This window comes from Paenibacillus sp. FSL P2-0173 (genome assembly GCF_038008045.1).
Lineage (GTDB): Bacteria > Bacillota > Bacilli > Paenibacillales > Paenibacillaceae > Paenibacillus > Paenibacillus polymyxa_B.
Genome location: NZ_JBBOYK010000004.1, coordinates 248,081 through 266,574, shown reverse-complemented (window position 1 = coordinate 266,574; position 18,494 = coordinate 248,081). Strand labels below are relative to the sequence as shown.

The 18,494-nt window shown below is 45.4% G+C and carries 17 protein-coding genes and 1 rRNA gene; 14 read left to right on the top strand and 4 right to left on the bottom strand.

The features are described from left to right. Positions 1–51: 51 nt before the first annotated feature. Complete coding sequence (locus MKX30_RS21135; protein ID WP_023987022.1) at positions 52–1,173, bottom strand: LCP family protein; 1,122 nt, start codon at positions 1,171–1,173, stop codon at positions 52–54. Between the two features lie 103 nt (positions 1,174–1,276). Between MKX30_RS21135 and MKX30_RS21130 the strand changes: the two genes are divergently transcribed. From MKX30_RS21130 to bcp, 4 genes are read left to right on the top strand one after another with little or no spacing between them, the layout of a single operon-like run. Beyond that, on the top strand, positions 1,277–2,317 hold the full coding sequence (locus MKX30_RS21130) for an ABC transporter ATP-binding protein (RefSeq protein WP_023987023.1): 1,041 nt from the start codon (positions 1,277–1,279) through the stop codon (positions 2,315–2,317). Continuing rightward, on the top strand, positions 2,310–3,104 hold the full coding sequence (locus tag MKX30_RS21125; protein WP_053324641.1) for an ABC transporter permease: 795 nt from the start codon (positions 2,310–2,312) through the stop codon (positions 3,102–3,104). The genes MKX30_RS21130 and MKX30_RS21125 overlap by 8 nt, the downstream gene beginning before the upstream one ends. A gap of 4 nt (positions 3,105–3,108) precedes the next feature. After that, complete coding sequence (locus tag MKX30_RS21120) at positions 3,109–3,897, top strand: ABC transporter permease (RefSeq protein ID WP_080710685.1); 789 nt, start codon at positions 3,109–3,111, stop codon at positions 3,895–3,897. A gap of 42 nt (positions 3,898–3,939) precedes the next feature. Further along, positions 3,940–4,416 carry a thioredoxin-dependent thiol peroxidase gene (gene bcp, locus MKX30_RS21115; RefSeq protein WP_341063432.1) on the top strand — a complete coding sequence of 159 codons (477 nt, stop codon included), beginning with the start codon at positions 3,940–3,942 and terminating at the stop codon, positions 4,414–4,416. 206 nt (positions 4,417–4,622) lie between these two features. On the opposite strand, the gene MKX30_RS21110 is transcribed toward bcp, so the two are convergent. Next, a complete protein-coding gene (locus MKX30_RS21110) occupies positions 4,623–4,976 on the bottom strand; it encodes a spore germination protein (RefSeq protein ID WP_068939403.1) in 354 nt (117 codons plus the stop codon). 156 nt (positions 4,977–5,132) lie between these two features. Between MKX30_RS21110 and MKX30_RS21105 the strand changes: the two genes are divergently transcribed. Then, on the top strand, positions 5,133–6,380 hold the full coding sequence (locus MKX30_RS21105; protein WP_341063431.1) for an MFS transporter: 1,248 nt from the start codon (positions 5,133–5,135) through the stop codon (positions 6,378–6,380). Here the strand turns inward: MKX30_RS21105 and MKX30_RS21100 are convergent, their stop codons facing one another. After that, positions 6,381–7,037, bottom strand: coding sequence for a DedA family protein (locus MKX30_RS21100; RefSeq protein WP_341063430.1), 657 nt, complete (start codon positions 7,035–7,037; stop codon positions 6,381–6,383). 145 nt (positions 7,038–7,182) lie between these two features. Here MKX30_RS21100 and guaA point away from each other — a divergent pair, with 145 nt between their 5' ends. Both guaA and MKX30_RS21090 read left to right on the top strand, forming a co-directional pair. Continuing rightward, positions 7,183–8,721 (top strand): glutamine-hydrolyzing GMP synthase, encoded by a 1,539-nt coding sequence (gene guaA, locus MKX30_RS21095; protein WP_023987031.1) that lies wholly within the window; start codon positions 7,183–7,185, stop codon positions 8,719–8,721. Between the two features lie 474 nt (positions 8,722–9,195). Beyond that, the gene (locus tag MKX30_RS21090; RefSeq protein ID WP_076295349.1) at positions 9,196–9,813 is read left to right on the top strand and encodes a Type 1 glutamine amidotransferase-like domain-containing protein; all 618 of its coding nucleotides are present in this window, start codon (positions 9,196–9,198) and stop codon (positions 9,811–9,813) included. Positions 9,814–9,883: 70 nt separating this feature from the next. Here the strand turns inward: MKX30_RS21090 and MKX30_RS21085 are convergent, their stop codons facing one another. Beyond that, positions 9,884–11,014, bottom strand: a complete 1,131-nt coding sequence (locus MKX30_RS21085) for a Gfo/Idh/MocA family protein (protein WP_341063429.1) — start codon at positions 11,012–11,014, stop codon at positions 9,884–9,886. Between the two features lie 131 nt (positions 11,015–11,145). Between MKX30_RS21085 and MKX30_RS21080 the strand changes: the two genes are divergently transcribed. The 7 genes from MKX30_RS21080 (at position 11,146) to MKX30_RS21050 (ending at position 18,301) form a co-directional block, all read left to right on the top strand. Beyond that, complete coding sequence (locus MKX30_RS21080; protein WP_076265274.1) at positions 11,146–11,991, top strand: LysR family transcriptional regulator; 846 nt, start codon at positions 11,146–11,148, stop codon at positions 11,989–11,991. 19 nt (positions 11,992–12,010) lie between these two features. Continuing rightward, positions 12,011–12,682 (top strand): SGNH/GDSL hydrolase family protein, encoded by a 672-nt coding sequence (locus tag MKX30_RS21075; protein WP_023987035.1) that lies wholly within the window; start codon positions 12,011–12,013, stop codon positions 12,680–12,682. 159 nt (positions 12,683–12,841) lie between these two features. Next, positions 12,842–13,312: a MarR family winged helix-turn-helix transcriptional regulator gene (locus tag MKX30_RS21070; protein ID WP_023987036.1), complete on the top strand. Its 471-nt coding sequence runs from the start codon at positions 12,842–12,844 to the stop codon at positions 13,310–13,312. 21 nt (positions 13,313–13,333) lie between these two features. Further along, positions 13,334–14,272, top strand: a complete 939-nt coding sequence (locus MKX30_RS21065; RefSeq protein ID WP_341063427.1) for an NADP-dependent oxidoreductase — start codon at positions 13,334–13,336, stop codon at positions 14,270–14,272. A gap of 40 nt (positions 14,273–14,312) precedes the next feature. After that, complete coding sequence (locus tag MKX30_RS21060; RefSeq protein ID WP_023987038.1) at positions 14,313–14,702, top strand: nuclear transport factor 2 family protein; 390 nt, start codon at positions 14,313–14,315, stop codon at positions 14,700–14,702. 223 nt (positions 14,703–14,925) lie between these two features. Further along, positions 14,926–16,296: an NCS2 family permease gene (locus MKX30_RS21055; protein ID WP_023987039.1), complete on the top strand. Its 1,371-nt coding sequence runs from the start codon at positions 14,926–14,928 to the stop codon at positions 16,294–16,296. A 449-nt stretch (positions 16,297–16,745) separates the two neighbouring features. Then, positions 16,746–18,301, top strand: a 16S ribosomal RNA gene (locus MKX30_RS21050). Positions 18,302–18,494: the final 193 nt, after the last annotated feature.

The window sequence follows — 18,494 nt, the reverse complement described above, 5'->3', positions numbered from 1 at the left end:
GGGTATACACACGCCAAAGGGCAGCGTTCACGGCTGCCCCTGCATACATCATTATAGCTCTTTTTGTCCTGTCTTTGTTGTTGATTGTGTGGAAGCATCCTCATTACTGGTTTTACTGCCCCCTGTAAAAGAAGCTTTATCCTTCTTGGTAGACGATGCACTGTCTGGCTGTTTCGTTTCATTCTGATCCTTATTTTGTTCCTGTGTTTGTGCGGGTGGATTATTAAATATATCCTGCACATACGTTTTCAGTTCTTCCGGATCGCGGACAGTAAGAACTGCCGCGCCGCCCACATTCTCTTCTCCGAGCATCTTCATCGGTGGAACCTGTTCGCTGCCTGCAAAGTTGCTTTGGTACCCCACATTTGCCAGCTTCCACATATCGTTAACACTGAGATTCGTGTCAATGAACGGGTTAACCTGCTCTAAAATATTTGGCAAGTTAGCGATGGAAGTCGTGGTCTGCATTTTCTGGGCTATTGCCTCCAAAAATGCGCGTTGCCGTCCTGATCGGGAGAAGTCGGACATTGCATCGTGGCGGAACCGCACATATTGAAGTGCCGTGTTGCCATCTAGATGCTGCATGCCCTTTTTCAAATCAATATCGTACTGATGTTTATCCGCATTACTTGTATAATGCATATCCTTTTCCACTTCAAAATCAATCCCGCCTACGGCATCCACCAGTTTGATAAAGCCCTGGAAATCCGTGTACACATAATATTGCACCGGGATGCCTAACAGATCGCCAGCCGTCTTCATGGCTGTGTTGGGTCCGTGAGTAATGGCGGTGTTAATTCGATTTTTTCCATAGCCGGGAATATCCACGTACGTATCACGCAAAATAGAGAACAGGTGGATTTTTTTCTTAACGGGGTCCAGCGATACGACCATCATACTGTCTGATCGGGGAACTTCCCCTTTCTGGATACCGCGCCCATCGACACCCATCAGCAAAATGTTAACCATATCGGTACCTTCCCACTTGGGCGGTTCTGGCGTACGAACCTGATCGACCTGCTTTACATTTTTGAAGGGGGAGTTAGCGCCCTCTTTATGCAGATTATCCAGCTGATTATAAATGGATGTAAAATAGTACACGGCAAAGCCGACAATCGCGACGATTACCACGGCTAGAACCGACCATATCGTCCTTTTGGTTCTGCTTGTCATGGATGCTCTCCCTTTCGCTTTTCAGTTCATTACATTATAATTTCTTTTTGGAGCACAATCAATTTAACTATGGATTTTACAAATCCTGATTGAGAGGTATAACATGCTGGCAATTGATGTGCAGGATCTGCGCAAAACATTTAAGGTTCAAAAAAATCGCGAGGGCTTAAAAGGTGCCTTCCTTGATTTATTCGCCCGCGAATACAACGAGGTAGCCGCGGTCAAAGATATATCCTTCCGTATTCCGCAAGGAGAAATATGCGGTTATATCGGTGAGAACGGCGCCGGAAAGTCCACCACGATTAAGATGCTGACAGGCATTCTCGTGCCGACATCGGGACATCTCAAGGTGGGCGGTTATGTCCCCTATGAGGAACGCGAGAAATTTGTAGGCAACATTGGTGTTGTTTTCGGTCAGCGCAGCCAGCTTTGGTGGGACATCGGTGTGATCGAGTCTTTTCAACTACTGCGGAAAGTATATCAGGTTCCGGCCACGGACTTCAAACGTAGGCTGGATGAGCTGGTAGAGAGACTGCAATTGCAGGATCTGCTAAGCCGCCCGGTACGCAAGCTTAGTCTCGGGCAACGGATGCGCTGTGAGTTAGTAGCAGCCTTGCTGCACAATCCGTCCATTGTTTTTCTGGACGAGCCGACCATTGGGCTCGATATTATGGTAAAGTCCGAAATCCGCGAGTTTCTAAAGGACATGAATCGGGATTATGGTACGACTATTTTGCTGACAACCCATGATTTGCAGGATATTGAAGCGCTGTGCTCGCGCGTCATTATGCTGGATGATGGAAATATCATTTATGATGGTGGTCTGGAGGATCTGAAGGCGCGTTGGGGGACAGGTCGAGAAGTGCGGTTCCAGTTCGGCACATCGACCCAGTTGGAACAATTACAGGCATGGACTGCTGATATGCCACTGGCTTGGACGATGGATAATGATTTGGCTGCCAAAGTATGGATTCCTCTTCATATTAATGTATCGGATGTTCTCGCTTGCGTAGTCGGTCGCACGGATATTACGGATATCAAAATCATTGAAACCAACACGGATGATATCGTCCGCAGTATCTATCAGTCTGGTTCGGCGGAACGCCAGGGCAATCCGATAGTGGAGGCCAAAGTTCATGCTTAGCGTATACACCGATTTTATTCGTATCCGATTTCTCACGATGCTTGCGTATCGTGTGAACTATTATTCAGGAATCCTTATTTATTGCATGAATATTGGCGTATATTATTTCACATACAAAGCGATATATGGCGATGCGGGTAGCATTGGAGGTTTTACCGCTGCTCAGATGACGACGTATGTAGCAGTATCGTGGATGGCGAGAGCCTTTTATTTTAACAATCTGGATCGTGAAATCTCGACGGATATACGTGATGGAAGCATTGCAATTCAGATGATCCGACCTTATAACTATGTACTTGTTAAATTTATGCAAGGACTCGGCGAGGGAATGTTCCGTTTTCTGCTGTTTATGATTCCAGGCATGGCGATTGCGATGCTGCTATTTCCGGTAAAGCTTCCCACGGATCCGGTAGCCTGGGTTGGTTTTCTGGTCATGCTGTTTTTTAGCTTTATGATCAACACTCAGATCAATATTATTACGGGGTTAACGGCCTTTTTTATCGAAAATAATGAGGGCATGATGCGTATGAAGCGCGTAGTTGTAGATCTGTTTTCTGGGTTGATTTTGCCAATCAGTTTGTTTCCAGGCTGGCTGGCGACGATCGCCCAATGGATGCCGTTTCAGGCGATTACCTATTTGCCGGGCTCTGTATTTACGGGACGTGTAAAAGGCGTTGGCATCTGGAATGTACTGGGTATCCAAATCATTTGGCTGGTCGTTCTGCTCGTGCCGATGATCATCATTTGGCGACTGGCGCGCAGACGTCTGTTCGTGCAGGGAGGGTAAGCCGATGATGTACTATTTGGGTCTCATTAGCGAATATTTAAAAAATTACATGAAGTCACGGCTCACCTATCGAGCCGACTTTTGGGTAGAAGTGATTTCAGACCTGCTGTTTCAGGCCACAAATCTTATTTTTATCCTGGTTATTTTTATGCATACAGACAGTTTGGGCGGCTGGAGTGAAAATGAAGTAGTGTTCGTTTATGGATTTTTCATGGTTCCATACGGACTATTCAGTTGTTTTGTCAACCTTTGGAACTTTAGCGAGCGTTACATTGTGAAAGGTGAACTCGACCGGGTAATGACCCGTCCCGCGTATAATCTGTTCCAGATTTTCCTTGAAAATGTGGATCCGCCTGCGCTGGTGGGCTCAGTGATCGGTCTGATTATTATGGGAATCAGCGGGGCACAGATGGATTTGGCTATGGAGTGGTGGTTCGTACCAGCGCTGATCGTTTTGAGCCTAAGTGCCGTGGCAATCTATACGGGCATTTACACCATATTGACTTCTCTTTCATTCTTTTCGGATGCGCCTACAGGAATTATCCCGCTCATGTACAATATTCAGGGCTACGGACGTTATCCAGTAACGATCTATAACCGAGCCATTCAGGTTGTGCTGACTTGGATACTACCTTTTGCTTTTGTTGGTGTATATCCAGCCTCCCTATTCCTTCACCGAGAGGACATGCGCCATATGGCGCTCTTAACTCCTGTGATGGGGATTGTCTTTCTGACCTTGGGCTTACTGGCATGGAACTGGGGGATTCGCCGTTACAGGGGCGCAGGCTCATAGGGCGGATCACATAAGAACCCCCACAAGATAGGAGATGATGAGATGTCCACGACATCTACCGTTATTGGGCAAGAGGCACCGGATTTTGAATTGCCTGGGAGTGAGGGAAAGCGTGTCAAGCTGTCTGATTATCGAGGCAGTAGGGTATTGTTGTATTTCTATCCCAAGGATTTGACCTCTAGTTGCTCGACCCAGGCTTGTGATTTTCGGGATAAACATGCGGAGTTTGAAGACCTGAACACGGTGATTCTGGGGATAAGCCCTGATCCACTCAAACAGCATGACAAGTTTATTGCAAAGTACGGACTCCCTTTTCAGTTGTTATCTGATGAAGAGCATCAGGTGGCTGAGACGTATAGTGTATGGCAGCAAAAACAGATGTACGGCAAGCAGTATATGGGCATAGTTCGGTCTACGTTCCTTATTGATGAAAATGGTATCCTAATTCATGAATGGCGTGGTTTAAGAGTGAAAGGACATATTGATGCTGCAATGGCATACATTCAGGATATGGCGTAAGTGAAGAACCAAAGAAAACCTTTTGAAACCGGATCGTGCTTTCAGGCGCATTGGTTTCAAAAGGTTTTTGTTAATTTCCAGATGTGTTTTGCCGATGCTTCCACTTTTGCTTGCAGAGATAAACACCCCATAATAGAAGCGGAATGATCAAGCCGTTACCACAGAAAATGAATACATATACAGATAACAGCATCTCACTAACGCGACTAAAAGCCTCTATTCCCGATAGTACAGTAAACACCAGTAATATCCATTTCCTCCAAACTACCTGAGTTACCAGCAATCAATACTTGATCCTTTAAATAGTCGAATGGTTCCGCGCCCTCTGGTACATGATGTTCGTTTTCCCGCATTAATGAACGCAGAACGGAATCATGGAGTAATTGAGTGTTAATCAGACCATTGATATAAAACAAAGCCGCTGGCCATTTTTGCATCCATAATAGCTCTTTAATGATTAAATCTCCGCTGTTTCCAAAGGAGCTTTCAATATGGTTTACATTATCCCTCAAGTTAGAGGACACATGAGTAACTGGACAACTTTTATTCTGATTTGGCATACGTAAAATCCTCCGATATTGGAGTTTCTTGGCTTAGTATGCTCTGAATATATGGATTTATGCCTTGACGGTTGTATAGTAAACTTATAAATTAGACAAATAACTAATTAGATTTATATATAATAAAAGAATTCTATCGATATGGAGCTGTTTAAAATGTTAGACAGGCAATACAGGAAGTTATTTGCCGCAGGCATCATTAACGGAATTGGAGACCGTTTCTGTCAGATCGCTTTGTTGGCTTTGATTTATCGGCTTACTAGTTCAGGATTCAGCGTAGGTATCATGCTGGGATTGCGAGTGATTCCTTTTTTAGTCCTGTCACCTGCGGCGGGTGTGCTTATTACCCGCATATCCCGGCGTACACTTATGATGACCACGGATCTATTCAGAGGCTTGGTAGCCCTTGGTTTTTTAAGTGTTCATAGTCCTGAGGATATATGGATCATTTATGGGGTTAGTACCCTTCTAGCTTGCGGAGAAGCGGTGTATGCTCCTGCTCGTAAATCATCCATCCCGCTGCTTGTTCGTCCGTCGGAGTTATTGAAAGTGAACAGTCTTGAGCAAGTGATGAGTGGGCTGGTGCTGGTCGTTGGTGCTGCTGCCGGAGGCATCATATCTGCTCTCTTTGGACCACAAGCCGCATTTATACTGAACGCAGCAAGTTTTTTTACCGCAGGTCTGATCGTTCGCAATATTGCATTCCCACCTGTCATGAAGGAGAAAATAAACAGGGAGGATTCCTGTGTTAAACCACATAAAAGCCCTTCGTTGTTAGATCATCCAAACCGGAGCAGATCGCGAATGTTGGACTGTATTCGTGCATCCGTTCCTCTCCAAGTCGTTGTTGCATTTGAGTTGCTGGTTCCCATGCTCAATGGCATTGATAATGTTCTGATCAGTGTATATGCAGTGCAGGAATTCAGGCTGGGCGATGCCGGGATCGGATTGTTTTACGCCGCTTTGGGCGCGGGTCTGGTTGCCAGCTATGCAATAGGGCGTTTATTCAGTCGTTCTTTGTTGAAGGGAGGACTGGTGTGCCTTTTGGTTGGAAGGGATTTTACTTATGGGATTAAGCGGTATTTATCACGTATGGGCGGCGGTTGCCATTTACTTCTTAATTTCGTTGGCTGGCGGGGTGGGGGCGATTTGTCTGGATACATTATTAATGCAGGAGACCCCATTGTAGAGACCCCATTGTATTTACAGGGTCCATTGTTGGGCATGCTGACGGCGTGGAGCCAAGGTATCATCGGACTGTCTATGTTTGGAGCAGGGGTGGCGATTGAAATGATGGAGCCGCGTATGTTGGGCTTGGGTGGAGGCGCGGGGTTTGTTGTGATATCTATCGTGATTTCAATGTATTATGCAAGGACCCGTAGTCGTAAGGCAGCAGGAGTTTGACTACTCCGTGTCATCCTTGTTGCTGGTTTTCACTGATTTTTCGGATTTGCGTAGCCAACTAATCAGAAAGTTTCTCCACCGGTAAATAATATACAGCAGGATCATAAACCCAACGACTCCCGCAATTCGCAGTGCATACAGCTCTACCAAATGGAAAATGACATCCCATTGGGGACCAAACAGCTTGCCGATGCTTAGAAAGAGGATGACCCAGAATAAAGCACCGCTGTAAGCATACAAGACAAATTTACGGAAAGAAAGAGCAATAATTCCGGCAAAATAACCGGTAAAATGCCTGACACCGGGAATGAAATATCCAAGGAAAATAAGCCAGTATCCATATCGTTGAAACCATTTTTGTGTTTTCTGAAGCTTGTCCGGCGATAACAAAACCCATTTACCGTATTTCTGAATAAAGGGGAGTCCAGCCCACTTTCCGATAAAGTAGGTAATAGTCATACCGATGGTTGTGCCCAAGAAAGCTAGCAGCACCAGTTTACCGAAATCCAGGGTACCGGCATAGGAAAGATATCCCGCATAAGCCATTGTGGTTTCCCCGGGAAAAGGTAAAGCAATAAACTCAAGCAGCAAGCCGAAAAAAAGGACGCCGTAGCCGTATTCTTCGAACAATTGCGCGATCCACTTCAGCACATCCATCGTTTACACTCCTACGAACAGATTGAGTATTTTAGAATCAATTCATTTTAACAATCTTTTCATGCCCACTCAACTCCGGTTGATTTCTTGACGTCTTGTTTTATCGTTGCGTATAATGAAACGAACAATTGAGGGAGGCACGGTAATGAATAAGCCTAATGAAATCGTTGTAGTTCTCGATTTTGGAGGACAATACAACCAGTTAATCGCAAGAAGAATTCGGGATCTCGGTGTATATAGCGAGCTCCTTCCATACAATACGCCTGCGGAGAAGCTGAGAGAGCTGGCGCCAAAAGGGATTGTTTTCTCAGGCGGACCTTCCAGCGTATATACAGACAATGCTCCTCAGGTGGATCGGGCAATTTATGATCTTGGCATTCCTATCTTTGGTATTTGCTATGGCATGCAACTGATGGCTCACCAACTGGATGGTAAGGTAGAACGTGCGGGCAAGCGTGAGTATGGCAAAGCAGACGTGCAATTCAATCAGGATGCTCGCTTGGCTAAAGGACTGGATTCTCGTCAAACCGTATGGATGAGCCATGGGGATCACGTTACAGATCTGCCAACCGGATTTACACTAGATGCAGGAACAGAGAGTGCGCCGATTGCCGCGATGAGTAACCTGGAGCGGAATCTGTATGCGGTGCAATTCCATCCAGAGGTACGTCATTCCGTTCAAGGTAACGAGATGATCAGCAACTTCCTTTATGAAGTGTGTGGTTGTGAAGGCAACTGGACCATGGAATCGTTCATTGAAGATCAAATTCGTGAGATTCGTCAACAGGTTGGCGACAAGAAAGTATTGTGTGCCTTAAGCGGTGGCGTGGATTCTTCTGTTGTAGCGATGCTTATTCACAAAGCGATCGGTGACCAACTGACGTGTATGTTCATTGACCATGGATTGCTGCGCAAAGGTGAAGCCGAAAGTGTAATGGAGACGTTCGTTGGTAAATTTGATATGAAAGTTGTCAAAATTGACGCACGTGAGCGCTTCTTGTCCAAGCTGGCAGGAGTTGATGATCCGGAACAAAAACGTAAAATCATCGGTAACGAGTTTATCTATGTGTTCGAGGAAGAATCTTCTCAATTCGACGATTTTACTTTCCTGGCACAAGGTACACTGTATACGGATATTGTAGAGAGCGGAACAGCAACGGCACAGACCATTAAATCCCATCATAATGTGGGTGGTTTGCCGGAGAACATGAAGTTCAAGCTGATCGAGCCGTTGAATGCCCTGTTCAAGGACGAAGTGCGTAAAGTCGGCGAAGAATGCGGACTGCCACCTGAGATTGTATGGCGTCAGCCGTTCCCAGGTCCGGGTCTTGCCATTCGTGTGCTGGGTGAAGTGACAGAGGACAAGCTAACCATTGTTCGTGAGTCGGATTACATTTTGCGCGAGGAGATTGCTAAAGCCGGTCTGGACCGGGAAATCTGGCAATACTTCACCGCTTTGCCGAATATGAAGAGTGTTGGCGTTATGGGCGATGCTCGTACGTATTCTTACACTGTAGGTATTCGTGCAGTAACCTCCATCGACGGTATGACCGCCGACTGGGCACGTATCCCTTGGGATGTGCTGGAGAAAATTTCGGTACGTATCGTAAACGAAGTGGATAACGTGAATCGCATCGTGTATGATATCACCTCCAAACCACCAGCAACGATTGAGTGGGAATAAACGCGGAGACTCCCGCGCCGTAACCATCAATCCTTTAAGATTTACCAATACAACATCAGGACTCCTCCGTATCGGCGAAATATCGCTATGCGGTTGGAGTCTTTTTTACGGGTGCCAGGTCGAACCTTTGCTCGGGAAAGTTTACTGTACGGCAACCTCAATCGACGGGGGTTAGCTAAAGGCGAACAGCATTGCCTCATGCGGCGGAGATATGAAGTCATTTATTGTTGCAAAACGGAATATGAAGCTGAAAAAAGGAGATATTATTCAATGGTAATGTCTCCTTTTTTTATATGGTTTTATTAGATTCAAGCTATAAATAGCTTAAATCAAGTATGAAATTAAACTTTCACTTCTTTTTCATGTCATGCTCTAATGGTGTCATGTTTTGATACTAATATATTTTATAATGTACCTAGATTAAAGTGTTGCATATCTCGTTTTATTAAACGCTGTTCTAAGGAGAATAAAGAGATGAAAAAATTATTTCTGTCGTCCTCATTTAAGGATGTTGCACCATGCTTAGTCCATTTCGCTGGTGAAAACTTAGAAGGAAAAAAAGTCACCTTCATCCCAACCGCAAGTATTCCAGAGAAAGTTAAGTTTTATGTGGATTCAGGGAAAAAAGCATTAGAGAACTTAGGATTAGTCGTGGATGAAATCGAAATCGGCACAGCAACATTGAACGAAATAGAGAGTAAAATTAGAGAAAATGACTATATTTATATTACCGGAGGCAACACATTTTATTTACTTCAAGAGTTGAGAAGAACCGGGGCTGACAAAATCATTGCTGATGAAGTTAATGCAGGGAAGTTATATATAGGCGAATCGGCAGGTTCGATGATTTTATCACCGAATATCGAATATGCCCGACTTATGGACAATGTGGAGGAGGCGCCTGCTTTGGATTCCTTTATTGCGCTCGGGATAATTGAATTCTATCCAGTCCCCCACCATACGAACATCCCGTTTAAAAAAGCGGTGGAGAGCATCATTGAGGAATATGGCAGCCAATTAAATTTATATCCAATCAGCAACGCGGAAGTTATTTTGGTTGAAAATGACAGTATAAAGGTCGAGAATGCATGATTTTAAAAGATCAAGAACCTTTAGCTCCACATCTATCGTGGTGTTAAAGGTTCTTTTTTATAATACTACCTTACCATACGATCCTTTTCCCAGTTGCAGCCGATTCCTCAATGCGGTCCAGTAGCTGATGCAGCTTTAAGGCATGGTTGAAATCGGGAGCGAGACGGGTGTGTGTCAAAATATCCTCGGCAAAAACATAATGAGCCTTGGCTACATTTAGGGTTACCCCTTCTCTTGGGAAATCCAGGCTTATATTAGGCTCTCTAGTTATACTTATTTGTTCAAAAGCACCATTAGGACCATGACTCTGCGTACTGCTTGGATCGTACACAAGTTTTTCGAGCGTTAGATTCCCGAATTGAACATGCCCAAGCGAAGGATTCTGTGACAAACGCAAAATGCCCTTTTTTCCTTGAATCTCTATCTCAAACTTAGAACTCACTCCACCTTGAATGTGAACGGATACCGGTGCTCCTTTTTCCAATATTCCGTGAATCAGAATCTGATCGGCTGTATCCTTGGAAATGACTTCACCCGTTTCCTGAATAGTGGCTTCGTGATAACGAGATGATGTGATGGCCGATAGCTCGCGGAATTCGCCAACGATGTATTGCAGCGCATCCAAGGAATGCCCGCCATTAATCGTGAGCAGATTAGCCCCATTGGCTCTATTCAGCAGATAAGCAGTGTCCTGATTTACTTGTCCTCCTTTGCCGGGAGTAGCTACTTGCATATGACAGGATATAATTTCACCAATCTCTCCGCCCTCCACGAGCTTTTTCATCGTTTGCACTTCAAGATCCTGCCGTGCCTGCAAGCCGACGGTATGATGAATGCCTGCCAGTTCCGCCGCTTTGGCCATTTCAGCAGCTTCCGCAGTGTTTGCCCCCAAGGGCCATTCACAAAAAATATGCTTTCTCTCTTGAATTGCCGCCATCACCGCCTCGTAATGATGGGGAACTTTTACGCTCACCACGACCATGTCCACATCCTCGGAAGCTGCGAGCTTTTTGGAATCATCAAAAGCTAGTGCCGCACCTACTTCTTCTGCGCTTTGTCGCGCACTCTCCATACGAGAGGTACCGACGGCAGTGATATCCAGGTTCGAGTGCTTGAGCAAAGCCGGAATATGCGTTTGACTGGCCCATTTATTATTCATCGAACCTCCTACGATACCTACACGAATCTTCTTTTTGATCATGTTGCCATACCTCCTGATTTTTAAAATGAGGGTGGAAAATAGCATCCAAGGCCAATATAATACACTTAACTCATAAATAATAATGCTTGTTTATGATACAGGTATCATTTTATTTGATGGGAGGTGAAGGGATGGATATTGAAAATATGCAGGCATTTGTTTCGGTGGCAGAGCTGAGAAGCCTGACAGAAGCAGCACAAAAGTTGAATCACCTGCAATCGAATATGACGGCCAAAATAAAGAAGCTGGAGGCCCATTACGGCACAGCGTTATTTTACCGAAAGCCCCGTGGTATGGAGCTGACACCCGCAGGAGAAACCTTGTATGCTCAGTTCAAGCAAATGTTGTTGCTATGGCAAGACACGGAGATGAAAATGAGACCGCAGGAGGAAAAGCTGCGCATCGGTACCATGCAGTCCATCGTGGCGGGCGAAACAACGAGGGCGCTCACGAAGGTATATGAGCTGTATCCGCAGGCTTCGGTTACATTAAAAACCGGAACCACGACGGAAATGGAGCGATTGATCCTTGACGGCGAACTCGATATTGCTTTTGTTACAGGGTATCCCGCCAACCCGTATATTCATTATCAAAAAATATGCCGTGAAGAACTGGTGCTGGTGGGGAAAGGCATACATGAAGGCTCGGATCTCAAACAGGTACTCCAAGGAGCGTCTATTATCATATTGTCGGATGGCTGCCTGTATCTCACGTATTTAGAGAAGATGTATCAGGACATGCAATTGACCCATGGCGAGGTGGTGGAGGTCGGTGTGTTTGATACGATGGTGCAATTTTCCTTGATGGGAATGGGAATCACCCTCATGTCCAAAAAGCTGGCGCGGCAATTTAAAGTAACATCCTATTTGCCCGCTCCCCCAACCTTCGGCTACATGGATACATATTTAATAACCCGGTCAAATCACGAAATGACAGCGATTGAACATAAATTTATCGAAATCAACAATACGATCTAATAGATAGGAGAGATATCGAATGACAATCAATCAAGGCAAATACCAAGGCAGCCATGCTGTATTTCTGGGCGATAGCATTACGTTTGGATATGAATTGCGTGATGGAGAAAAGCCTTACCCCCACCTTGTGAGCGACGCACTGGGATTCCTAACCTTTGAGAATCACGGCATATCCGGCAGCAGTGTAGCCAGCGGCGGTTTTGAACCGATGTGTGAGCGTTATGAGAAAATGAACCCTCATGCAGACGTGATCTTTTTTATGGGGGGAAGAAACGATTTTTCGATGGGAGAAATACCGTTCGGTAGCTTGGATACGCCATCGACAGAAACGCGTACGTTTTATGGTGCGCTCAAGCATATTGCCGAAGGACTAATTAACCGTTACCCGGACAAGCTGATCGTCTTTTTGACTCCGCCTCACGGATCAAGTGATACGGTTCCTGAGCATCTGCCTAATGCCATTACTGGTCAAGTCTATAGCGCGTATGCACAGGCCGTGAGAGAAGTGGCCTCACTTTATTCTTTCCCGTGCTGCGATCTGTGGAATATCGCCGGAATTCAACCACTATTGCCTGTACATAAACAGATGTACTTTACAGGGGAAAATGGTGTTCCTGACGGCCTGCACCCGAATCAGGCAGGCCACGAGCGGATGGCGGCCCGTATTATCGGATTTATGAATACACTGTAATTTGGACCATTTCATCGTTTTATCCAATGACCCTACTAACTACAAATTCTAGATTGCTCAGGCTTATTCGTTTAGCTTGAGCATTTTTTTGTGATTGTAGGATTTGTATATATAGACTTGTCTCAGGGCTTGTTTATTTTTAGAGGGGGTGTATAATACTTGATATATCAATTGATAGGTCAAGTATTAGGAGGAGGGTTTGTCATCGAACATTGCTCTGAAAAAAGCCAGTTGTTTTATCGCATGCATCTTTTGTGTAAAGAAATGAATAACGCCTTTGAAGCACAGTTAAAAACCAGCTTTACCAAGGTTGAAATTTTGTATCATATTGATCATCGTCAGGAACTAAGTCAGCTGGAACTCCAACACCTGCTCGTTCTGGATGGTGCAGCAGTAACCCGACATCTGAGAAGGCTGGAAGAGGAAGGTCTGATTTTACGTAGTAAAAAAGAGCAGGATAAGCGTGTGACCTATATATGTTTGACCGAATTAGGGGTTCAAGAGCTGCAAGTTTTGTCAGAGCAAAGACAAGCCTTTCAGGAAAAGCTGCTCTGTAAGTTTACAGATGAGGAAATTGTGGCTTTGACAGATGTGCTACAGCGTATGTCTAGCAATGTAAAGAATATGTAAATGTGCGAGGAGGAAATGAATATGAAAGCCATCGTTATAGATCAGTATGGAAGCAAGGATGAATTGAAAGAAAGAGAAGTGGCTACTCCTACACCACAGGCTCATCAGGTTGTAGTCAAAGTGGCGGCTACCTCCATCAATCCAATTGACTGGAAGCTGCGTGAAGGTTACTTAAAACAAATGATGGATTGGGAGTTCCCGATTATTTTAGGCTGGGATGTAGCCGGCACTATTTCGGAAGTAGGCAGCGAGGTCACCGATTGGAAAGTGGGAGATGAAGTGTTTGCACGCCCGGACACCACACGGTTCGGTACTTATGCCGAGTATACCTTGGTGGATGATCACTTGCTGGCACGTAAACCTGCCTCAACTTCTTGGGAAGAAGCCGCTTCTGTACCTTTGGCGGGGTTGACTGCTTGGCAGGCGCTCTTTACACATGGTCAACTGACCAAAGGGGAGAAAGTATTAATCCACGCAGGTGCAGGTGGCGTAGGCATGTTTGCTATCCAGTTTGCCAAACAGGCCGGAGCCTATGTCATTACTACAGCCAGTGAGCGTAATCATGAATTGCTTGCTTCATTGGGAGCCGACCAAATCATTGACTATCGTACAACTCGTTTTGAGGAAGTTTTATCTGATGTGGACGTGGTGTTCGATACGATGGGTGGGGATGTTCAGAAGAATAGCTTTAAGGTAATGAAAAGGGATACCGGACGGATCATATCCATTGTCAGCAATTTTGACGAAGAGCTGGTGAAGGAGTACAACGTAACGGCCCAAAATATATGGCTGGAGCCCAACGGACAGCAACTACAGGAAATTGCCGATCTGTTGGAGCAAAAGAAAGTAAGATCGGTAGTAGGAGCTACGTTTCCTTTTTCACAAAAAGGTTTGTATGACGCACACGCTTTAAGCGAAACTCACCACGCTGTCGGTAAAATTGCAATAACCTTCTCATAAGGACGCATACACATATACAGCACGAAAGGAATTGCACACGATGAAGATTTTAGAAGAATATTTTCACTACTATGATTTAGCAAAAGATGACGAGAAGAGTAGAGAACGATTAATTAGCCTTTTTTCTGAGAAGATTGAGTTTGTATTGAATGGTGATCGAAAACAAGGTATGGACAGTTGGAAAAGCTTCTTGAATATGTTCTTTGAGGGATCGCTCGAAATCAAGCATATGTATGAAGGTTGGAAACCTGTACCCAGAGAACCTGATACCTATCAAACCAAATGGGCAGTGTGTGGTAAAAAAGCAACAGGCGAAGTTTATACACTTACTGGAGTGGACAAGGCCCGGCTGGATGCGGAAGGTAAGATCGTTTATCTGGAAAATATACCAGACACAGCGAATGCCTTTGATAAGTACAAAAATCTCTGATTCCTCTAAATCATAACCCGTCAGCTGAATAATAGCTTGCGGGTTTTCTGTTTTCCGAACAATACATATGTGTTCAATTTGTAACATTCGCTTTTTCTGTTGACAAGCAGTAGGTGAGAGCCTAAAATAACGAATGTAATAATATAGCGCATATGAATGCGAATATTACTTCAAACGAACGATAACAATACGAGTATGCTTTGCGTAGGAGGAATTACGACTCATGGAGCGTTTCTTTAAATTAAAGGAACATGGCACGAACGTCCGCACAGAGATTATTGCGGGGATTACTACTTTTATGACCATGGCTTATATTCTGGTGGTCAACAATACTTTTTTAGGTCCGACTGGAGCAGGTATGCCCAGTGAAGCTGTCTTTTTTGCTACGGCGGTAGGTGCAGGTTTGGTTACCATACTGATGGGTTTATTCGTTAATGTGCCGATCGGCATGGCGCCGGGTATGGGCTTGAATGCTTATTTTATGACTGTAGTCCTGAGTTCGAATGGCATGATTACTTGGCAAGCGGCACTTGGCGCTGTATTTATATCCGGTATCGTCTTTCTGATTTTAACCGTGACACGAGTAAGACAGATGCTGCTTGTTGCGGTTCCGGAAAATTTAAAGACAGCCATTACAGTGGGTATCGGCTTGTTTATTACGATTGTCGGCTTCAAGCTTTGTAATCTGGTTATGGTGAGCATCGTTCCAGGGACAGATGTTGGTCAGCCGGTTCCGGGTCATGCTTTTAATTTGATTCTGGGAAGTCTGGTACATCAAAAGGATGCACTGCTGGCGCTAATCGGATTGCTTATTATCGCAGCACTGATGGTCGTTCGGGTCAAAGGTGCATTGCTGATAGGGATCGTAGCTACTACATTAATCGGTATTCCGATGGGAGTAACAAATCTGAGTAGCTTGACAACAGGCAACTGGATTCCTGATTTCAGTAATTTGGCTGTAGGTCAGTTAGACTTGAAAGCAGCTTTGCATATTGGTCTGTTTGATATCATTTTCATTTTCACATTTGTAGAGTTGTTTGATACGTTCGGTACCTTGGTAGGTACAGCTACACGCGCGGGTATAATGAAAGATAAGAAAAAAGGCGAGAAAATTATCGGTAAAGCGATGCTGGTGGATGCTGTTGGCGTAAGTACCGGCGCAGTATTGGGTACAAGTACGATTACAGCATTCGTAGAAAGCTCCGCAGGGGTAGAAGAAGGCGGACGTACCGGACTGACTGCTGTAACGACAGGTGTTCTGTTCTTGTTGGCCCTGTTTATTGCACCATTGGCTCTGGTTGTGCCTTCTGCCGCTACTGCTCCAGCTCTGATTATCGTTGGGGTCCTAATGATGAGTCAGGTTCGCAACATCGACTGGGATAACTTCCTGTTGGCATTTCCTGCATTTTTGACCATCGTGCTAATGCCTTTCACAGGTGGAATCGCGAATGGTATCTCTGCTGGTATTCTGTCTTACGTTGTGCTGGCTGTGTTCAGTAATCTGTTTACCAGCAATAAAGTTAAAATTCACTGGCTCATGTGGGTGCTTGCTATTATTGTAGTGATCCGCTTTGCCTTTATGGGCTCCGAATAATCAGTAGATATAGAGCACAGAACCTCTTTCCTGTTGCTTAAGGGAAGAGGTTCTTTTTTTGTAGTTAGACGCAGATAGATACAAAGAAGCTATTATATAGAAGGAAAACGAATAATAAATAAAGCATTGTGAAATCTTATCTAATAAATGCTTGCAATAGGGATATGCATATGGTATATTCTAATTCCGGCCAAGAAATACAATGTTGCGAGCGAGTGTTACAAAAAAAGATTTCAAAAAAATGCTTGCAAAGTTGGTTCGGACATGATATGATATAAGAGTTGATGAAGTGACAAGCTAAATCAACGAAAAAGAATGTTTGATCTTTGAAAACTGAACAACGAGTGAGTAAAATGATTTTGTTCGCAAAATCAAACAAGAGATATTTTTATCTCGTCAGTTTCAAAATGAGCTTATCGCTCTTTCTATAAACCAACTTCGGTTGGTCTTTAATGGAGAGTTTGATCCTGGCTCAGGACGAACGCTGGCGGCGTGCCTAATACATGCAAGTCGAGCGGGGTTGATTAGAAGCTTGCTTCTAATCAACCTAGCGGCGGACGGGTGAGTAACACGTAGGCAACCTGCCCACAAGACAGGGATAACTACCGGAAACGGTAGCTAATACCCGATACATCCTTTTCCTGCATGGGAGAAGGAGGAAAGACGGAGCAATCTGTCACTTGTGGATGGGCCTGCGGCGCATTAGCTAGTTGGTGGGGTAAAGGCCTACCAAGGCGACGATGCGTAGCCGACCTGAGAGGGTGATCGGCCACACTGGGACTGAGACACGGCCCAGACTCCTACGGGAGGCAGCAGTAGGGAATCTTCCGCAATGGGCGAAAGCCTGACGGAGCAACGCCGCGTGAGTGATGAAGGTTTTCGGATCGTAAAGCTCTGTTGCCAGGGAAGAACGTCTTGTAGAGTAACTGCTACAAGAGTGACGGTACCTGAGAAGAAAGCCCCGGCTAACTACGTGCCAGCAGCCGCGGTAATACGTAGGGGGCAAGCGTTGTCCGGAATTATTGGGCGTAAAGCGCGCGCAGGCGGCTCTTTAAGTCTGGTGTTTAATCCCGAGGCTCAACTTCGGGTCGCACTGGAAACTGGGGAGCTTGAGTGCAGAAGAGGAGAGTGGAATTCCACGTGTAGCGGTGAAATGCGTAGATATGTGGAGGAACACCAGTGGCGAAGGCGACTCTCTGGGCTGTAACTGACGCTGAGGCGCGAAAGCGTGGGGAGCAAACAGGATTAGATACCCTGGTAGTCCACGCCGTAAACGATGAATGCTAGGTGTTAGGGGTTTCGATACCCTTGGTGCCGAAGTTAACACATTAAGCATTCCGCCTGGGGAGTACGGTCGCAAGACTGAAACTCAAAGGAATTGACGGGGACCCGCACAAGCAGTGGAGTATGTGGTTTAATTCGAAGCAACGCGAAGAACCTTACCAGGTCTTGACATCCCTCTGACCGGTCTAGAGATAGGCCTTTCCTTCGGGACAGAGGAGACAGGTGGTGCATGGTTGTCGTCAGCTCGTGTCGTGAGATGTTGGGTTAAGTCCCGCAACGAGCGCAACCCTTATGCTTAGTTGCCAGCAGGTCAAGCTGGGCACTCTAAGCAGACTGCCGGTGACAAACCGGAGGAAGGTGGGGATGACGTCAAATCATCATGCCCCTTATGACCTGGGCTACACACGTACTACAATGGCCGGTACAACGGGAAGCGAAATCGCGAGGTGGAGCCAATCCTAGAAAAGCCGGTCTCAGTTCGGATTGTAGGCTGCAACTCGCCTACATGAAGTCGGAATTGCTAGTAATCGCGGATCAGCATGCCGCGGTGAATACGTTCCCGGGTCTTGTACACACCGCCCGTCACACCACGAGAGTTTACAACACCCGAAGTCGGTGGGGTAACCCGCAAGGGAGCCAGCCGCCGAAGGTGGGGTAGATGATTGGGGTGAAGTCGTAACAAGGTAGCCGTATCGGAAGGTGCGGCTGGATCACCTCCTTTCTATGGAGAATCGTTTCCTGCAATGGAAACATTCAAATATGAAGCGTAAGCTTCAAAACTCAGGTTTAGGCCTGTTACTCACTCGTTGCTCAGTTTTGAGAGCTCAAACTCTCAAAAAAGCTGGTTATTTACAGCTTTGCACCTTGAAAACTGGATACCGAAACGAAATTGCGTTTTAGAATATTCCTTTAAG